Origin of the sequence: Sinanaerobacter chloroacetimidivorans (assembly GCF_018128545.1) — a bacterium.
GTDB lineage: Bacteria > Bacillota > Clostridia > Peptostreptococcales > Anaerovoracaceae > Sinanaerobacter > Sinanaerobacter chloroacetimidivorans.
In genome coordinates, this window is sequence record NZ_JAGSND010000011.1 from 84,529 (window position 1) to 103,162 (window position 18,634).

Annotated in this window: 15 protein-coding genes; 5 read left to right on the forward strand and 10 right to left on the reverse strand. The window is 43.7% G+C overall.

Annotation, left to right across the window (positions count from 1 at the left end; translation table 11 throughout):
- The first annotated feature begins 138 nt into the window (after positions 1–138).
- Positions 139–2,166 carry a sigma-54-dependent Fis family transcriptional regulator gene (locus tag KCX82_RS15275; protein ID WP_227019359.1) on the forward strand — a complete coding sequence of 676 codons (2,028 nt, stop codon included), beginning with the start codon at positions 139–141 and terminating at the stop codon, positions 2,164–2,166.
- A 446-nt stretch (positions 2,167–2,612) separates the two neighbouring features.
- On the opposite strand, the gene KCX82_RS15280 is transcribed toward KCX82_RS15275, so the two are convergent.
- The 4 genes from KCX82_RS15280 to KCX82_RS15295 form a co-directional block, all read right to left on the reverse strand.
- Entirely contained in the window at positions 2,613–4,076 is a 1,464-nt protein-coding gene (locus KCX82_RS15280; protein WP_227019360.1) for a sodium:solute symporter family protein, read from the reverse strand.
- Between the two features lie 145 nt (positions 4,077–4,221).
- Entirely contained in the window at positions 4,222–4,944 is a 723-nt protein-coding gene (locus KCX82_RS15285; protein WP_227019361.1) for a cupin domain-containing protein, read from the reverse strand.
- A 74-nt stretch (positions 4,945–5,018) separates the two neighbouring features.
- Entirely contained in the window at positions 5,019–5,900 is an 882-nt protein-coding gene (locus KCX82_RS15290; RefSeq protein WP_227019362.1) for an NAD(P)-dependent oxidoreductase, read from the reverse strand.
- A gap of 76 nt (positions 5,901–5,976) precedes the next feature.
- Positions 5,977–7,212 (reverse strand): M24 family metallopeptidase, encoded by a 1,236-nt coding sequence (locus KCX82_RS15295; RefSeq protein WP_227019363.1) that lies wholly within the window; start codon positions 7,210–7,212, stop codon positions 5,977–5,979.
- A 420-nt stretch (positions 7,213–7,632) separates the two neighbouring features.
- Between KCX82_RS15295 and KCX82_RS15300 the strand changes: the two genes are divergently transcribed.
- The 4 genes from KCX82_RS15300 (at position 7,633) to KCX82_RS15315 (ending at position 12,184) form a co-directional block, all read left to right on the forward strand.
- A complete protein-coding gene (locus tag KCX82_RS15300; protein ID WP_227019364.1) occupies positions 7,633–9,660 on the forward strand; it encodes a sigma-54-dependent Fis family transcriptional regulator in 2,028 nt (675 codons plus the stop codon).
- 171 nt (positions 9,661–9,831) lie between these two features.
- The gene (locus KCX82_RS15305) at positions 9,832–10,236 is read left to right on the forward strand and encodes a transcriptional regulator GutM (RefSeq protein ID WP_227019365.1); all 405 of its coding nucleotides are present in this window, start codon (positions 9,832–9,834) and stop codon (positions 10,234–10,236) included.
- Positions 10,237–10,246: 10 nt separating this feature from the next.
- Complete coding sequence (locus KCX82_RS15310; protein ID WP_227019366.1) at positions 10,247–11,254, forward strand: lipoate--protein ligase; 1,008 nt, start codon at positions 10,247–10,249, stop codon at positions 11,252–11,254.
- Between the two features lie 9 nt (positions 11,255–11,263).
- Positions 11,264–12,184: an AEC family transporter gene (locus KCX82_RS15315; protein ID WP_227019367.1), complete on the forward strand. Its 921-nt coding sequence runs from the start codon at positions 11,264–11,266 to the stop codon at positions 12,182–12,184.
- A gap of 70 nt (positions 12,185–12,254) precedes the next feature.
- Here the strand turns inward: KCX82_RS15315 and KCX82_RS15320 are convergent, their stop codons facing one another.
- From KCX82_RS15320 to tadA, 6 genes are all read right to left on the reverse strand, one after another.
- Complete coding sequence (locus KCX82_RS15320) at positions 12,255–12,986, reverse strand: stage II sporulation protein R (RefSeq protein WP_227019368.1); 732 nt, start codon at positions 12,984–12,986, stop codon at positions 12,255–12,257.
- Positions 12,987–13,097: 111 nt separating this feature from the next.
- Positions 13,098–15,368: a DUF3794 and LysM peptidoglycan-binding domain-containing protein gene (locus KCX82_RS15325; protein ID WP_227019369.1), complete on the reverse strand. Its 2,271-nt coding sequence runs from the start codon at positions 15,366–15,368 to the stop codon at positions 13,098–13,100.
- 117 nt (positions 15,369–15,485) lie between these two features.
- Positions 15,486–16,148, reverse strand: coding sequence for a GntR family transcriptional regulator (locus tag KCX82_RS15330; protein WP_227019370.1), 663 nt, complete (start codon positions 16,146–16,148; stop codon positions 15,486–15,488).
- A gap of 21 nt (positions 16,149–16,169) precedes the next feature.
- Positions 16,170–17,144, reverse strand: a complete 975-nt coding sequence (gene ispE, locus KCX82_RS15335) for a 4-(cytidine 5'-diphospho)-2-C-methyl-D-erythritol kinase (RefSeq protein WP_227019371.1) — start codon at positions 17,142–17,144, stop codon at positions 16,170–16,172.
- 92 nt (positions 17,145–17,236) lie between these two features.
- On the reverse strand, positions 17,237–18,112 hold the full coding sequence (locus tag KCX82_RS15340) for an Ig-like domain-containing protein (RefSeq protein ID WP_227019372.1): 876 nt from the start codon (positions 18,110–18,112) through the stop codon (positions 17,237–17,239).
- Positions 18,109–18,585 carry a tRNA adenosine(34) deaminase TadA gene (tadA, locus tag KCX82_RS15345; protein ID WP_227019373.1) on the reverse strand — a complete coding sequence of 159 codons (477 nt, stop codon included), beginning with the start codon at positions 18,583–18,585 and terminating at the stop codon, positions 18,109–18,111. Before tadA ends, KCX82_RS15340 begins: the two co-directional genes overlap by 4 nt.
- Positions 18,586–18,634 lie beyond the last annotated feature (49 nt).

The following is an 18,634-nucleotide window of genomic DNA, read 5'->3' on the forward strand; positions in this document are numbered from 1 at the left end:
AAGAAAGGACAAAATGTTGAACCGGCGGGATATTTTGTAAAGATTAAGAAGATAGGGAGTTCATTTTCCCTGTCTTTTATGCTATAATAAACGCAAACTATTACAGCTTGGACGGCTTGGACAAAGGAGCGAAGAACGATGATTCAATTTGATCATGAGTATATGGAGAGATTAAATGCTGCGTGGGAACATTTTATTGCCTACAAGGACTTTGATTATTCTTTTATGCGTCCGGAAATACTGGAATCCTGGAAGCGTTCCCGCGATTTTCAAGTCAATCCCTACGAAAGAAAGACCGAAATTTTAAATTCTGAAGATATCCATGCCAGATTAGCTGCGAACAGCCTGTTGATCGAGACGGTACGGCCTTATATGGAACGCCTTTACTCCATCGTAGAGGGCTCCGGCTTTTATCTGATGCTGAGCGATCAGGATGGCTATGTACTGGACCTGGTCGGTGACAGAGATATTATTGAGCAGGGAAAAGAAAGTCTGCTGGTAATCGGAGCCAACCGTAAGGAATCCTTTGCCGGAACCAATGCCATCGGTACCTGCCTTGCCATGAAAAAGCCCATCCAGATCTGGAACGGAGAGCACTATGTAATGAGTCATAAACGATATGCCTGCAGCGGTGCCCCCATTTTTAATCATCTCGGACAACTCATCGGCTGTTTGAACCTGACCGGAGAATTCACAAAGATACATACCCATACTTTAGGTATGGTCCTCAGTGCCGTCGACGGCATTTCAAAAGAGCTGAAAATCAGAAACGCCTATGAAGAAATCGAAGCCATGAGCGCCCAAAGGAGCAGCATCCTGGAATCCGTTTCCTCAGGGCTGATTCTTTTAAATGAAAAGAATCAGATCATTCAGATGAACGGGAATGCCCAGAGAATGCTTAAGCTGGAAAACAAGAATGCCATGGGCAGAGATATTTTCGAGCTGATCAGTATTGACGAACCCATCCATAACCATTTCAGCTTTTCCAATTTTGACAGGGATGTTTATAATAAAGAAACGAATATTTACTATGTGGGTTCCATGCTGCCTCCTGTAAAATTTAACATGAGCGTTAATTTTATCGGCCGCAACGGCAGCCATAACAAAGGTATCGTCATCCGGCTGGACGAACCAAAGCATATCAATAAACTGGTCAATAAAATCGGAGGATTTAAAGCGTCCTATACCTTTGACAATATTATCGGGAGCTCTCTTATTACAAAGAAAATGATCAAGACCTGTGAACGCGCAGCGCTGAGTTCTTCTAACGTCCTCATACTGGGGGAAAGCGGAACCGGCAAGGAGCTGGTCGCCCAGGCGGTTCACAACGGCAGCACCTTTTCCAAGGGACCTTTTGTTGCCATCAATTGCGGCGCGCTCCCCAAAGGATTGATTGAGAGCGAACTATTCGGATATGAACGGGGATCCTTTACCGGTGCCAACAAAGAAGGTAATCCCGGTAAATTTGAGCTCGCAGACGGCGGAACCATCTTCCTTGACGAAATCGGCGACATGCCGCTGGATGTACAGGTTTCACTGCTCCGGGTTCTGCAAACCAAGGAAATCGTCCGTATCGGTGCAAAATATCCGAAAAAAATAAATGTCCGAATCATTGCGGCAACCAATCGGGATCTTTCCGAAGCAATTGAAGCGAAAACGTTCCGGGAAGATCTGTTCTACCGTCTTAACGTGCTTACCATCCACGTACCGCCGTTAAGAGATCGGTCTAACGACATTTCAGAGCTTGCAGATTATTTTGTGCAGACATTAACACAGCAGAAAAATAAAAATATCCATATTGCGGCCGAAGTCTACCAGGTTCTGCGGCAGTACTCCTGGCCGGGAAATATCCGTGAGCTGGAGAATGCCATCGAGCGGGCCATCAATGTAACGGATGATGATGAAATCAGACTGGAACATCTCCCTCGTCATATCTGTCAGGGCTTTGTACCCCCGTCGGTGCCAACACCCTATCATGTTATAGAAGAAGAGATACCGGCCTCCGGGTTAAATCTGAAATCCAGCGGATATCAGCTGATTCTGTCCAGCCTTGAGAAAAGCAACGGGAATATCAAAGAAGCGGCTGAACTTCTTGGCATCAGCAGAAGAACCCTCTATCGAAAAATGGATAAATATAAAATTGACTATAAAAATTACAGGGGATAAACGGCCCTGAAAGAAAATAGGGGAAAGCCCGAAAGAAATTACGAAAAAGAAACCATACGAAAAAAGTAACAGATGACTTCCGCCAATCGCAAAAGTCATCTGTTTTTTTCCGTTTTCAGGTCCACCGTTCAAAGAGGTACCTTTTATAAATTTTTATGGGAGTTTGATTATCTTTTTTATTTGCTTTTTAAGCTACCGATTACCGCACATACTCCGTACGCTATCATGATTCCCATTACACCGAACATCCAATATTGAGTTACAACAGCATCTGTCATTAAAATTCCCTCCTAACTTTTATGGAATCACACCTGGTTACTGTTTCTTTGAGGCCTTATTGGCAGCGCTGAAAATCGCATGGCCAATTCCTGTTAAAATCAAGATGGTAATAAGATTAGTGAAAAATAATTGTAAAAACATATCTGATTCCTCCTTTGGAACAAGAATTATTCAGCTGCCTTATATTCAACGACTTTAAGGTAAGCAGGTTCTCCCTTGACAGCTAAATTGCCGATAATTAATACCACAGCAGTGGATAATAAAGTAATATATCCGTTCGGTAAGGAACCGAAAAGCCCTCCGATAGAAGCTGCGACTCCTGTAAATGACCAGATCATATTCACAACCCAGGTGATAATCAGTGTGGCAGCAGCAACGCCTCTGCTTCTCTTCCAGAACAAACCGGAAACAAAGAGCCAGAATACAGGTACGATCCAGGCAAATACCCAGTTGATGGCACCAAGGATCGGAGGCAGATATGCGGATACTCCAATTGCAATTGCACCAAGAATGACTACCATGATACGGATCACTCTGGCAACATCTTTTTCCGTCGCATCCTTCTTAAACAGTCCTTTATAGATATCCATTGCAAAGATAGTAGCAGGAGTCAGGGAAGTCATTGCAAAGGTGGAAAGGATTGCGGCCAATAATGCGGCCAGAAGCAAGGTTGCAACCCAACCCGGCAATAAATCTACCAGCATGGTAGTGGCTGCCATTTTCGGTCCCAATTCCGCATATTCAGGAATGGATCTGGCTGTTAATCCTAATGTTACGGCAAATACGCCGAACATTCCGTTCATAGGAGCGGCAATCCATACTGCTTTTCTGATGGTTTTTTCATTCTTGGCAGCCATGCAAGCCTGCATAAGCATCTGACTGATACCCTGGCAGAATACAACTGCAATAATCTGAGCAATTGCAAAGGTTATAAATAAGTCCGGGGTTCCAAACATATTAGTCATAAATGCCTGTGCCTGGTCTGCTTCGAAGAAGTCTCTGACAGTATCAAAATTGCCTCCCGGGAGCTGTGTAGCTACAAAGAAGGTTGCTACGATAAGACCAATGTACATGACGATGGAGTTGATTACGTTAACGATACCGACTTCCTCCATACCTGCAAGTACAACGTAGAAAATACCTAAAATACCACCGATGATAGCACCCTGTACGATACCCCAGCCTGTCATGGTTGCAATTACAATTCCTACACCCTGTGTTTCCAGAGTCAGAATACCCCAGATCACACCGGCCATAACACAGCCGATTGCCAGGGATATTTTCTTGCCATACATCCCTTCCAATGCTTCCGGAACGGTGGTAACACCCAGTCTTCTAACCCATTGACCTGTTGCAAAGCATGCAACGATAATGAGAATTACGTGGGCCAGGCTGAACCAGATGGCAACTGCACCCATGCCATAGGTCATTTCAAATACACCCAGAATGTGGGCTGCTCCTAAAACGGTTAATGCCATGGTGGAAGCCAGGACCATAACGCCCATTCCTCTCCCTGCTAAAGCAAATCCGCCCTCTTCATCCTTGTTTCTCTTTTTTGCGAGGTAAAAGCCTACTCCGAAAATTACAATAATTTCGTAAATTAATACGCCGATCAGAACACCTAAATTCATGTTTCGTTTCCTCCTTTAATTATTTAATTGGGGGGTTTGGATTACTAATTACCAGCATATTTATGGCGCATAAAGCAAAGTATAAACGATTCGTTTCATGCGCCATAATCAATGTCATTTTTCTGTTTGACCCAGACTCCTTGGGCTAGCCTCTCATTGCCATGCGTACAGGGCCGTAGGTTACTGCCATTCTAAGAGTTTCTTCCCCTTCAACATAAATTTCATGCTTGGCTCCTTTCGGTATGTAAAGAGCATCATTGGGTCCGAAATCGAGTCTTTCTCCATCACAAAGGGCATATCCGCTGCCGGAGATCATGAAGCAAATGCGATCTGCATCTTCGTTTACATCCTGTTCGGAATATCCGCCAGGTCTGATTTCCGTTACATTGAATTCGATGGTGTTGCTTCCGCCGTTCTTTGGAGTAACGATTGGATATGCGACGGAATTGTTATGTTTTGGAGGTACAACCGGGGAGACCTCTTTGATATTTCTGATAAATGGTTCTGTCTGGTTGAAATCTTTCGGAGTCAGAGTTACGAGAAATCTTAAGGTTTCGATTCCGATCGGGTACATTTCATGATCACTGTTTCCAGGAATCCACATAACATCTCCTGGCTTATATTCATATCTCTTACCGTTAATAATGGAATATCCTTTGCCGGAAAGGATGAAATAGCAGTGGTCTGCATTCTTGTGGTTATCCAGTATGGCTGCTCCGCCGAATCTGATTTCACAGATAGAGAAGAAGTTAAAGGAATCGGAATCCATCATTACCGGATTCGCCATGCACCATGCATGTGCATTCAGGTGCCTTGCAGGTTGGGCTGCGGGACAGTCATATACGTTTTTTACATAAGCTTTAGCCATTTTAAGTTTCCTCCTTAAACCTTTTTTAAATATATAATAAGTAATTGTACAAACCGGATAAATTTAGATGCTTGTTATCTGGTAACTCCGCATTGACCTTCCAATACCTGAGTCAGAACGGAGAAGTCTTTTTCGCCTCTTCCTGTTGCGGCAGCAGCTGCCAGGCATTGTCTGGTAATCGCTGTAACAGGCATGGATACGCCGTATTGCTTTGCAGCATCAAAGGCCAGATCAAAGTCTTTCATCATAAGCTTCACGCTGAAAGCAGGATTATATTCTCCCTTGGAAATAGGAGCAACCTTGTATCCAACCAGCGGAGAGCCTACTGCGCTGCCTGCAATTACCTCGCAGACCTGAGTCACGTCAAGACCGGCTTTTTCAGCAAGGACAACGGCTTCTGCCATCATCTGCATGGAAGTTCCGATCATCGTATTCAAAGACAGTTTCATAACTCTTGCTTCTTCTTCAGCGCCGAGATAGAACTGATTTTTACCCATAGCTTCAAAGAGGGGAAGAACCTGATCATAAGCCGCTCTGTCACCGGAGGCCAGAATTCCCAGCGTTGCATTCTGTGCAAGTACGGTACTTCCAGTAACAGGTCCTCTGATGAATTTACAGTCTTTGCTCTCAACGGCATCATTAACCTTTGCAGATTCTGCAGGGGATACGGTGCTCATGTCGATGACTATTTTCTTTGGGGATAATCCGGCTACAACACCGTTTTCTCCCAATGTCACTGCTTGTAATGTAGGACCGTCAGATACCATGGTGAAGATGAAGTCGCATTTAGAAGCGATTTCTTTTGGGGAATCCGCCCACTGTGCTCCGGCAGCGATTACAGACTCGGCTTTAGCCTTGGTTCTGTTCCATACCGTTACATCATGTCCAGCCTTTATAAGATTCTGGCTCATTGGAACACCCATGTTTCCTAATCCTATCCAACCAACTTTAGCCATTTTTTATTTCCTCCTTTATTGATGATAAATATATGAAATATTGTATATTGAGATCAAGAACCAAATTGTGGAAATTCTACAGGAACTGGCATCCCGGCAGTCCGCAGGAGGTAATTTCATCCGAAGGGAACTTCGTAATGATTTCACATCCGTCTTTCGTTACGACTACTTCCTCTTCGATTCTTGCACTTCCGGAACCGTCTTCGGAAGCACACCAGGTTTCCAGAGCAAATACCATGCCTTCCTTCAGTTCGAAAGGATTATCCAGTGAGAAGAGTCTGGAGATAACCGGTTTCTCCCAGAGTCCCAGTCCGATACCATGAGCAAACTGCAGCAGGAACGCTTCTTCTTCGTTCTTGAATCCTAATTCTGTGGCAGCAGGCCAGCATTTTGCCACATCTGCAGAGGTGTTTCCCGCCTTGATGGCACTAATGGAAGCCTTGATCCATTTAGAAGCTTTTTCATAGGCTGTTCTTTGTGCAGCATTGGGAACACCGCAGGAGAAGGTTCTGTAATAACAGGTTTTATATCCATTGTAAGTATTTCCGATATCAAAATAGATCAATTCGCCCGGTCTGATCATTCTGTTTGAGAAGGTATGGCTGTGTGGATTTCCTCTTTGTCCGGAAATACTATTTACAAATTCCACCAGTTCCGAACCCCAGCCATAAAGCTTATAGTTTGCTATTGCTACCAGTTCATTTTCCATGATTCCAGGTCTCAGCGCTTTGGCAAGATCATAATAAGCGGCATCTACCATAGCCGCGGAAGTCTTCAGCAATTGAATCTCATCGTCGGTTTTGATGATTCTGGCATCCAGCATGGCCTGCTGTCCGTCTACGATTTCTACATTTTTGTCTTCCAATGCGCGAATGAGAGGAATATCTGTGATATCCATTCCCACCTTGCCGGTTACTCCATATTCTTTAAAATATTGAGCTACCTGCTCCGCCACCTTCGAGACCATATCTACTTCCACAGGGATCGCACCTCTCATGGACCCTACTGCAGGCATAATGTGGTCTTTGGCCAGCCAGTCTACTCTTTGTCTCTTGGATGGGGCAGCCGGATCAAATAAAAATGGCTGTTCTACACCGTCGATAAGCAGACAATATCTGTTCATCTTGTTTCGGTTCCATTCTCCGATGTGTGTTCCTGTTATGTATCTGATATTATCAAAGTCATAGCAGATGAGTGCGGACAGCCCATAGTTCTTCATACTCTGCCTTGCTCTTTCTAAACGATCTTTCCGAAGTCTCGAAAAATCTACATTTGATTCGAAGTCAACTCCGTTCATTCCTGATCTTGGCATTTTAATTCCTCCCTTTCATCACTTTTTATTTTGGGTTTTACGTTTCACCATTTACATAGAGCAAATCCTGTGCCAATTAAAAAAATTTCTCTTTTCCCATGAAAACATAGGAATTTTATAAGCGGTGAAATCGATGCTTAAATTACCAAAAGCTTGTTTTTGCAAAGAAATTAACAATGTCAATCAGGGCCTTGAAAAGGAATAAGAAAAAACAATCTGAAACCAAAGACAGCCTGTGCCACAATTGTGCCAAGGTGTGACATTTCGTGCCAGCCGTGTGACATATTTGCGCCAGTTTTCAAAAATGGCACAGCTTTTCTCTTGTTACTTTCTTTTCAATATGCTATGATTCATCTAATACACAATGTTTTTGCCAAAATTCGACAAACATTTAACGTTTATGGAGGAGGGGATTCCTGGATGAATTTTTCGGATGATTATCAGAAGAAGCTTGCAATTCTTTGGGAAAAGTACATTGAAGAGAGTGAACCTATGCCGGAGAAAAGTCATGAGGTTCGCCCTATTATATATGAGTCATGGAAACGCGCCAAAGCGCACAACATCTCTCCCCTGGAGGTCAAGGATGCCAAATTGAGTGAAGAAGAGCTCAACAAGGCACTGGTTCATAAAGAAAATCTCATCTCCGTAGCCCATTCCTATATTTTGAACCTGTATTCCTTCGTTAAAGGAAGCAACTTTATTATTGCCCTTACGGATGAACGTGGTTACGTCATCGATCTGGTAGGTCAGGATGCCATGATTCAGGCCCGTGCGAAGAAAAGCGGGCTTACTATTGGCTGCAATCGGAGCGAGCAGTACGCAGGCACCAACGGTATCGGTACCTGCCTATATACCGGCCATCCCATTCAAATCTGGGGCTATGAACACTATATCAAACCGCACCACAACTATGTCTGTACCGCAGCTCCCATTAAAAATCAGTATGGCACCATCATCGGCTGCCTTGACATCGTCGGGCCGATGGAGGCCATCAGCATGCATACTCTTGCCATGGTCTGCGCAGCTGTGGACGGAATCGAAAAAGAAATGAAAATGAGGCAGGCTTACGAAAAAATCTTCGTGATGAACAGTCAGCTTGTCAGCACCATCCAATCCATTTCCTCCGGAATCCTGATGGTTGACAACATGGGGATTATCACCCATCATAATCATAGGGCGTCCAATATCTTAAAACTCCCTTTTGACCATCTTTCCTATAAAAATATAGCCGATATTGTTGATATCAAATCCGGCACTTTAAATCCGCTGGAGATTACAAAGAATATAAATAACAAAGAAGTCACCATAACGAATGTTTACGGCATTCGATTGAATCTGTCCCTGTCCGCTTCTATCATATACAATGATGCTCATGAAAAAATCAGCACGGTTTTCATCATAGACGAGCTTCAGCGGATTCATAAAATGATTACCAAAATGAGCGGTTTTACCGCCAAATATACCTTTGAATCCATCGTGGGAACATCATCAGGGATCAACAAGCTAAAGGCTTTGGGCCTTGTTGCAGCGCAAAGCGATTCCAACGTTTTGATACTTGGCGAGAGCGGAACGGGAAAAGAGCTCCTCGCTCAATCCATACATAATGCCAGCAGCCGCTGCAACGGACCTTTTATCGCCATCAATTGCGGTTCACTCCCCAAGGGGTTGATCGAAAGCGAGCTCTTTGGCTATGAGGGCGGTGCTTTTACTGGCGCCAACAAAGACGGCTACCCCGGAAAATTTGAGTTGGCACAAGGCGGAACGCTGTTTCTTGATGAAATCGGAGATATGCCGCTGGAAATGCAGGCTTCCCTTTTGCGTGTTATTCAAACCAGAGAAATCGTAAGAATCGGAGGAAAAACCTCAAAACCGATCGATGTCCGCATTATGGCGGCTACCAATGTAAATCTGCTGGAATCGGTAAAAAACAAGGGGTTCCGCAGCGACCTGTATTACCGTTTAAACGTGCTTTCCTTCGTGGTTCCGCCTCTAAGGGAGCGAAGAGAAGACATTCCCATCCTGGCTGATTTCTTTATCAGAAGTTATAACCGTTCCATGGGGAAATCCAATCAGGGGCTGGCTCCCGAAGCGCAGGAACTGATGCTGTCATACGACTGGCCGGGTAATGTAAGAGAATTGGAAAACGTCATTGAACGTGCGATGAATCTCACCCAGGAAGCTTTCATTACCGAGTCGGAGCTGACTCATGAAATCCTTTTGCACAATAACGTAACGGTATTGAAACCTCAGGTACAGAAGGAAAAAGCGATGCCGAGCCCATCCAAGCTGCTCCCTAAGACCCGTGAATACGATATGATTATTGATGCACTGGAAAGAGAAGACGGAAATATCAATAAAGCGTCCACCCTGCTTGGAATCCCAAAGCGAACACTCTATCGAAAGATCAGCAAATATCAGATCGATTTAAGCCAATACCGGGTTTGGTAATCAGGGCTTACCGAACAATTTGACAAACATCAGACTGGTAATATCTTACGGTATAGATTTTGCATATATAAATATAGTAATTTGAATTGAGTAACTTTATAGGCCACCCTATCGGGCTGCAGATGAAGTGCAAAAGTACTGGCAGGCGATATCAGATAGGATGCGCGTAATATGGAAAGGAAGGTCGAATCATTCATGTTTTGGGATATTATCATTGTTGCAGGTGTCTTCTGGATTATCATGAGTTTTTTCAGCTATATGCAGAATGTACAAATCAGAAATATTTATAAAGTATTGGAAGGTTCCTCCGGCAAAATCTACTTCGGACGTGATGCCGGAATATTCCGAACAAAATACCTTACCTTTGCCGCAGTGAACGAAAACGGGAAAGTGTTGGATGCCAGAAAGTTAAAAGCCAGCAGAATCGTCACCTTTGCAAGAACCTCCCCCTTTCCGGAGCTCATCGGCAAGGACTTGAAAGCACTCCGGACCGACGAGATTACCGAAGACAAAAATATTGCCATGTCTCTTGAAAACTTAGTCAAAAACTATAGGAAGTATAACAAAGTGAAATAGGAGAAAAATTATGAAATGTATGATCAGTCCCTTTGACAGCTGCTACAGGAATATCGGAAGTGAAGAATATTTTCTGTCTCACTTTGATGATGATATATTTTATCTGTATATCAATTCCCCCTGCATCGTAGTAGGGAAACATCAGAATACCTATTCCGAAATCAATCAGGATTACGTTCGGGAGAATGGTATCGATGTAGTCCGCAGAATGTCCGGAGGCGGCGCAGTGTATCATGATCACGGTAACCTGAATTACGGATTCATTACGAAAAATAAAGGCAAAGATATCAACGACGTTTTTCAGGAATTTACCCGCCCCATATTGAAGGTCCTGAATCAGTTAGGTGTGGAAGCCTGTTTTTCCGGCAGAAATGATTTGACTCTGGATGGCAAGAAATTTTCCGGAAATGCCCAGTATCATACAAAGGACAAGGTTCTGATACACGGGACACTGCTGTTTTCTTCGGATCTGGAGAAGGTGTCGAAGTCTTTGAATGCGGATCCGAGAAAATTCCAGGATAAAAGCGTGAAGTCGGTAAAGAGCAGAGTAACCAACATCCTTCCTTATCTGCCTTCTCCCATTACTATAGAGGAGTTTTCCGCCACCATTATTCAGGAGGTTCTTTCTCTGTTCCCCGGGGCTTCCCTCTATGAACTGACAGAGCAAGACAAGGAAGCCATTGGCAGCCTTGCCGATACCAAATATGCTGCCTGGGAATGGGTCTACGGCAGCTCGCCCAAGTTTACCTACCAGCATACACTGAAATATGATCTTGGGCTTCTGGATATCGGTCTAAATGTCGAATCCGGCATCATAAAAGAGATCTCAATCTATGGTGACTTCTTCGGGACAAAGGATGCAGATGACCTGCTGATGCTGATCAGGGGGCTGCCCTATGATAAGGAGGTTGTCCGGCAAGCCCTGGCTAAGGTTCACTTGGAGGATTATATTTTCGGGCTATCCGGCGAAATGTTTATAGATTGCTTATTTACAAATACTTTAGAGGAAACTTTGTGAGGTATTGACTTGATTAACGGGATTATTAGCGTAATTGTCATTTTTTTAATATTTTCCGTAGGATTTACTTTTGCCTGCCGAAAGCTTTGGCCCCAAAATACGACGTCGGTACTTTCCGTCATCGTCGTAAAAATCGCAGCACCAGCCTTAGCCGTAATCAGCATCTCAGATCGATTTACCCAGGAGCTGCTCAGAGATTCCGGCTTTCATCTGCTGATTCTGCTGCTTTATACGGTACTTTTATTTGGGACGGGAAAGCTGTTTTCCAAAGGGCTGCATCTTTCCGGCGGCAAGAAGAGCGTATTTGAAGTGACCTTCACCTTTTCAAATACCATATTTATCGGTCTGCCCATCAATGAAATCGTATTCGGTCATGATGGTCTTCCCTACCTTTTTACTTTTTATTTAATTACCTTAACCGGTTTTTGGAGCTTGGGTGCCTATGAGCTTGCAAAGGCTTCCCCCGGCCAGCCAAAAGGATTTTCCTTTAAGAAAATCCTCAGTCCAGGTCTAATCGGCGTTATCATCGGCTGTCTTCTGGTAGAATTTGAGCTGGCAATTCCCATGGCCCTTGATTCAGCGCTGCGATATCTGGGAGCTTTGTGCGTTCCGTTGTCCCTGCTGGTTATCGGTGCGAATCTTGTGGTCTTTGCAAAGGGCATACCCCGAATTTACAAGGATGAATTTATTATTTTGGCAGGAAAATTTATCATCAGTCCGTTATATATGTTCGTGCTTCTGCAGCTTTTCCATGTGGAAGGATTGGCGTTCCGGGTATTTATGCTGACGGCTACCATGCCTTGCCATATGCAGACTTCCATTCTCGCCGAATTTTATGAAGTCGAAGGCGAGTATGCTTCTAAGCTGGTTAGTATCAGTACGCTGGTTTCTCTGGTCACCATTCCGATCTTTGCTTCCCTGCTGGCATGATCGGCGATTTACCCTTTCGTATGGAAACAAAGAAAGAACTCTGCCCCATGACACCGGCAGAGTTCTCTCTTTACTTGTTTAAATCCTCCAATAGCTCAAGTGATTTAAATTTGAGCTTCAGAGTGGTTGGCTTTTCTCTTTCTTTTGTCAGCGGATCATATTTATGATCCAGCAGTATATCTTTATACACTTCCCGAGCCTGTTCTGCCAGCTGCTCATTTTCCGGAGATTCTACTCCGATAAGGCAGAGCGGCGGAAATAAAACACACCACCAATTTTTTCCTTCTCCATTACCGATCGTTATGTTCAAGGCCTCATAATTGCCTGATGGGAAGATGATATCACCGTAGGTTTTCTGAGGGATCCATTTTACCCCCAGTTCTGCTTTTACAGAATAATCATATCCTTGATCTATTATGATTTCTTCTGCAGCCGCTTCTATTTCCTTCAAATGATCTCTGATGTACTTTCTGGAGGATTCCAAGTCCAAGCTTATGGTGCTTTCTGTTTGTTCTTCATTGCTCTTGGATACTACCACAGCACCTCCCGACTGATAATCCGCAAGATGCTGTGCCATGGTTTCCTGTACAAGCTCATTGTTTATCTTGGCAAGAATTCCATCCCTGACGATTAATTTTAACTGTTGATCTTCTTCAGAATCGCTGTTTGCAATGACATGAAATCTGATAAAGTCATCATTGCTCAGATTATTTTGGCTGCTATACACCGCCCATGTTGTATAAGCAAAAACGCACAATAGCACGAAAAACAAGATCCTGATCTGACGTTTTCTCAATCCCATTTAAAATCCCTCCCTTGAAAAAGATTTCGTATTCTAATCTTGCCCAAGGAGAGGGAATTTTATACATTTGGGATATATTAGGCTTTTACAGCAATAGAAAAACCTTTATTTTTAATAATTTTTCGCTACGATTAACAATTTGGTTCCCTGTTTGATTTCCTTTGCTGAATCCAAATCATTAATTTTTTTAATTTCATCAATAGTGGTCCTATATTTCTTGGCAATCTTCCAGATGGTATCTCCTGCTCTTGTTATGTAAAGGATGATACCCGGATTCAATTGCGTATTCTGAGGAGTTTCCAAAAAGTTAATATTTTTAACCAGTTGATGTTTTTCTTTTTGTGAAACTGCCGTATTTACCAATAACCCGGCATTGACTTCAATCTGCCTGTTATTGATCTTGTCGAACCAGAGCTCCTTCAGCATGATATCATTATTGGCGCTCATTTCCGAATTGATTCCCGGAATTTCCATGGAGCTCCTGAACGGAATTTCCTGTTGGATACTGAACGGTGTTTTCTTTTCATCTGCCGAAATGCAAATCAGATGAATAGCCACATTGCCTTCCACAATGCTCTTCCCTTGCTCGATATAGGATGATTTTTCACTTACGCTGCCGGAAATGTAGGCTATTTTATCGACATTCCCATACCTTTCCGGTATATTTACAATTTCTCTGACCGAAAGCTCTGCAACTCCGCTGCCGCTGAGTGACATCAGGCCGATCTCATCGGTATCATACTGAATATCCTTCAGGTGGTGATAGACGTCAGTTACCACTTCCTTTTCTATATTTTTGTATAATTCTAAACCCGTATCAACATTCATGTTCAGTTCTATGATATTCTTTTTACCGTTACCATCCTCCTTTGCTGTTAAATTTAATGAAGAAATGGTAAAGTTTACTCTGCTTCCTGCCGGATTCTGCCCTGCCGGATTATTATCACCATCCAGTCTGATAAATTGGGTAAACTCGGTTTTCCCTTGATAGAGAACCGGAGTCGCCGCTTCCACTTCAGCAGTATCCTCGTCGGATTTGATTGCCTCTCCGGCAGCATCCGCTCCCAAATACATTACGTTGCAATATACAGAAGCGTTAATAACAGCCTTTTCTTTCGTAATTTGCTTGTGATTCTCCACCACATTCACATCATATTTCAATATTTTCTGGATTTCAGGCATGGTATCTTTCAGCGTCAGGTCTTCTTTTATCTCCGTGGCCTCCGTTTTTCGAAATGCAACATCTGTAAGGTTAATTGTCTCCTTCAGCATTTGTACTTCCTCATCCCGGATCCCTTCAAAAATTTCAATATCCACATTGCTGTATTCACGCAGGGCTAGGGCAACTGTTGCTTTGACCTTAAACTTCCTCTCATTGATTACGGTATAATCAATAGATTCAATGGAAGGTGTCACAGTGAGATCGGAGAATGGCGCCGTTTTTACTTCCGTATCAATCTTAAACGGAATTCTTGATTCAATGGCTACCATCGGTTCGCCTTCTGCGATGGACTCCGGTATGTAAAGTGTTTGCAGAATGAGATCACCTGTCGTCTTAATGGACTCTGCCTCTACTTGCCCCGTATGGATTTCTTTATCCGAAAGTTTGATTTTTCCATCCATGGACAGGATTCTGGCCAGATCCGGCTTCACATCCGGTACCAGGATGTCTTCTTCTATAAAAATTCGTACCTGGGGCTTCTGTTTGATGTCCACAAGCTTCAGCTTGCTGCTCATTAACGCCCCTACCATCGGCATTAATTTGATTGGTTGTTTTTTGGGTACGGGAACGGGCTGTGGAACAGGTGCCGCTACAGGAACAGCCACCGGCTCTTCGACAACACTGGGTGCTGCCACTTCCTTCAGATCCGGCTCTTCTTCTGTCAGATCTGCTGCGGTTTCCTCTGTATCCTCTGCGGGCTCTGATGCAGGTTCTGCTATCGTCTCCAAAACCAGCTCTTCTTCCATCTGTACTACCGGCTGCGCTTCCGGCTCTTCTGCGGGCTTCATCACTGGCTCCGCGACGACTGGCTGCACATCCGGCTCTTCTGCGGGTTTTGCCACCGGCTCCGCGGCAACTGGCTGCACTTCCGGCTCCTCTGCGGGCTTCGCCACAATTGGCTGAAATATTGGCTTTATAACCGGCGGCTGCACTGCCGGTTCCGGAATGGGCTGGACTACTGGCTGTACCTTTTCTTGTTCCTCTATAGCGAATTCCTTCTCTGCAGGTACATGGAACACTTTTTCATAGGCCGTAGCATCAAACGGTTCTACATTCCCTCCAGGCATATATTGTGAATTATATTCGTCTGCTTCCCTGGCAGGCTGCAATGCAAAGTCAGGAATGTCTTTAAATTGAAACGGGTCTTTTTCGTATGTCATCACTATTTCCCCCTCTATATACGGTTAGTTGTTATAAGTGTATTCTCACGGAGGGCTTGTTATGACAAAATAAAAACCTCCTTTTCTACAAAACCTGTAAAAAAAGAGGTCTGGTTTTTATTTAAAGCTGTCATCCTTCATGATCATATCCTTTAGCTTATCGATATGATTGAAGGCTTCAAATCTGGCATTTGCTCCGTTTCCATTGGTAATTTCCTCATAGATACGTTGATGCTCCGGAATCATTTCTTCTGCCCGTTTGAAATCCTTATAGTAGATATAGCGGAATCGCAGCACCAGCTCCTGCATCTGCTCTACCATATGTATCAGATGATTGTTTCTGCTGGATTCCACGATCAGGTGATGGAAGATGGAATCGTTTCTTATCATTTCGGCCACATCGCTGTCTAAGACGGCCTGATGAAATTTTTCAGACACGGATAACAGTTCTTTTTTCTGTTCTGCTGTCATTCTTTCCGCCGCAAGATAAGCCGCGAGGCCTTCCAGATTTGCTCTTACTTCCAGGATGTCTTCCATATCCTTTAGGGATACCTCTGAGGCATAGGCTCCTTTTCTTGGCTCAATCACAACAAGTCCTTCTTTTTCCAGCTTTCTGATGGCTTCTCTGATAGGTGTACGGCTTACACCCATATCCTCAGCAAGCTCGATTTCCATCATTCTGGTACCCGGTTTTATTTTTCCGGTAAGTATCAGAGATCTCAACTCCTCATATACGATTTCTCGTAATGGTCTATGGCTTTGAATATCAAAATTAAGCATATCAGCTTCCCCTCTTTTGTTTTATAATGTTTTTATAAAAAATGTTTCTTTATTCATATACTTCAGTCTTTCAAAGGCTTCTTTGCCTTTTTTTCTGCTGGTATACAACCCAAATACGGTCGGACCGCTGCCACTCATCAGCGCTTTCATAGGCTTCCCGGTTTCTACCATCTTGTTCTTTGTATACATGATACTAGAATACTCTTTTAAGCTATAATTTTCAAGTACATTCACCATATTTTTTGAAATTTTATGATAATTATGCTCCTTGATTCCGCAAACCAATTCCATGGTATTCGGCCGGTTTTTAATAGCTGCCAAGTCCATGCCTCCATAAACCTGCGCCGTTGAAACGGCAATAGGCGGCTTTGATAATAAAACCCAGCATTTTAGAGGTTTAATCTGTTCCAGCTGCTCCCCAATCCCCGATGCAACGGCACAAGTTCCTGCCCTTTCATCCCATTGCAAACAAAGATTTTCATTCAGAGCAGCCTGTCCGGCCAGACAGAAGGGAACGTCCGCCCCAAGCTTTACGCCTAAATCCATTAAAGATGTCAGACCCAAGTCCAACTCCCAAATTCGGTTTAAGCCAAGGAGAACTGCTGCCGCATTTGAACTTCCTCCCGCCAGACCTGCAGAAACGGGAATCCTTTTCTCAATCTTGATCCGGATCTCACCCGCTCTATTTCTGCAATACGTTTCCGCCATCAGAGAAGCGGCCCGGTAAGCCAGATTCCGATGATCATCCGGAAGAAAGGGTAAGTTGGTTGAGAGGTTTATGGAAATTCCCTTTCCCATTTGGTTCGGATTCGGAGCCGTTTCCTGTTTTTGATCTGGTTTCTCTGACTGGTCCTCTATCCACTTTACAGTAACTTTATCGAATAAGTCGATCTGCTGCATCACCATCAGCACTTCATGATAGCCATCCGGTCTTTTCCCGATTACATCAATGGAAAGATTGATCTTCGCATAAGCATTCACAGTAATATCCTTCATCTTCAACCATCCCTCTGCAGCATCTATTGAAAAGCAGGCGTAAGAAATTCTTCGCCCGCTTATACTGCTTATTTTTATTCTTTTCTTACTGATTATTTTTTCTTGCTCTTTGAGTTTTTGCTCTTACCGGTGGCATTTTTCGGATTTGTGGTAGTTGCTTTGGCTCTTTCTGCTGCTTTTGCTGCTGCTTTTTCCGCCGCCTCTTTTCTGCCTGTAAGGTAAGTGCTTCCTGCCTCTGAAATTCTCTTCGGTCCCTTAACACTCTTGTTATCTTTTAAAGATTTTGTCTGTGCCGCAGACTCTTTTGCAGAAGCGTTTGCTTTTCCTTTGTTCTTCTTGGCAGCATTCGCCCTAGCCTTTTCTTTTTCCTTTTCTGTTTTCGCTACGATGTCCTCAACAGATTTGCCCGTTTCCTTTGCAACTTTGTAAGGATTTACCTTAATATCTTCCTTCTCCGCTTCCTGCTTCTTCAGATTTCTCTTCATGGACAAGGAGGAAAATATCAGCATTCCTACGACCATCAGCAGCATCAAGCCCATATTCACCGTAGTATCCATACTGGTGTTTCTCGTTCTGAATTCTACCGTTTCATCCTGACCCAAAGTATCTCCGTTAGGAATCTGCAAGTTCCCTGAAATCCTCAGTTTATAAGCGGAATCCGGCTTCAGTGTCTGATTCACCAAAACCCAGATTTCATCCAGATTTTTGGAGCTGTATAAAACCTTGAGGGGAATTTCTTTTCCTTCTTCATCGGTGAACACAAAGCAGTCTTTATTAATATCCTGCACTTCTTTTGCGGAAACGTCCTCGTTAAAGTAGAGCTTTACCATAACGTTTTCCGGCTGGAAACCACCGCCGCCATCCTTAGGATAGCTGTCTACCAACTCTAATCCCGATGCAAAAGCCGGGGAAAAGGAAAGTAATACCAGTAAAATGGAAAGGCTTAACATCATGCCCAATTTTTTCATATTGTAGTTTCCTCCGATTTCTTTTTTCTAAGCTGCTTAAAAAATGTTTTCATGATTTCTTCGCATTGCTGCTGCATGATTCCAGTTTCTATCTGAACAAAATGATTTAATCTTTCATCCTGTAAAATATTCATCAGCGAACCGCCGGCTCCCTTCTTCGGATCCATGGTTCCGATAAAAATTTTCGGAATTCTGGCGAGTACAATGGCACCTGCGCACATTGGACAAGGCTCTGTTGTCGTGTACAGCCGACAGTCCAGCAAACGCCATCCGCCCAGGTTTTTTGCCGCTTCTCTTATAGCCAGGACTTCTGCATGCGTGGTAGGATCCTTGGAACTCTCCGTCAAATTGTGGCCTCGTCCAATAATTTCGCCATCCTTTTCTACGATGGCTCCTACCGGCACTTCTCCCATGGAAAGAGCTTTGGAAGCTTCCTTCAGCGCTTCTTTCATAAAGTCCTCAGGTGTTCTCATCCTTCTGATTATGCTCCTTTTCCATGAATTCTTCATATACCTTACAATG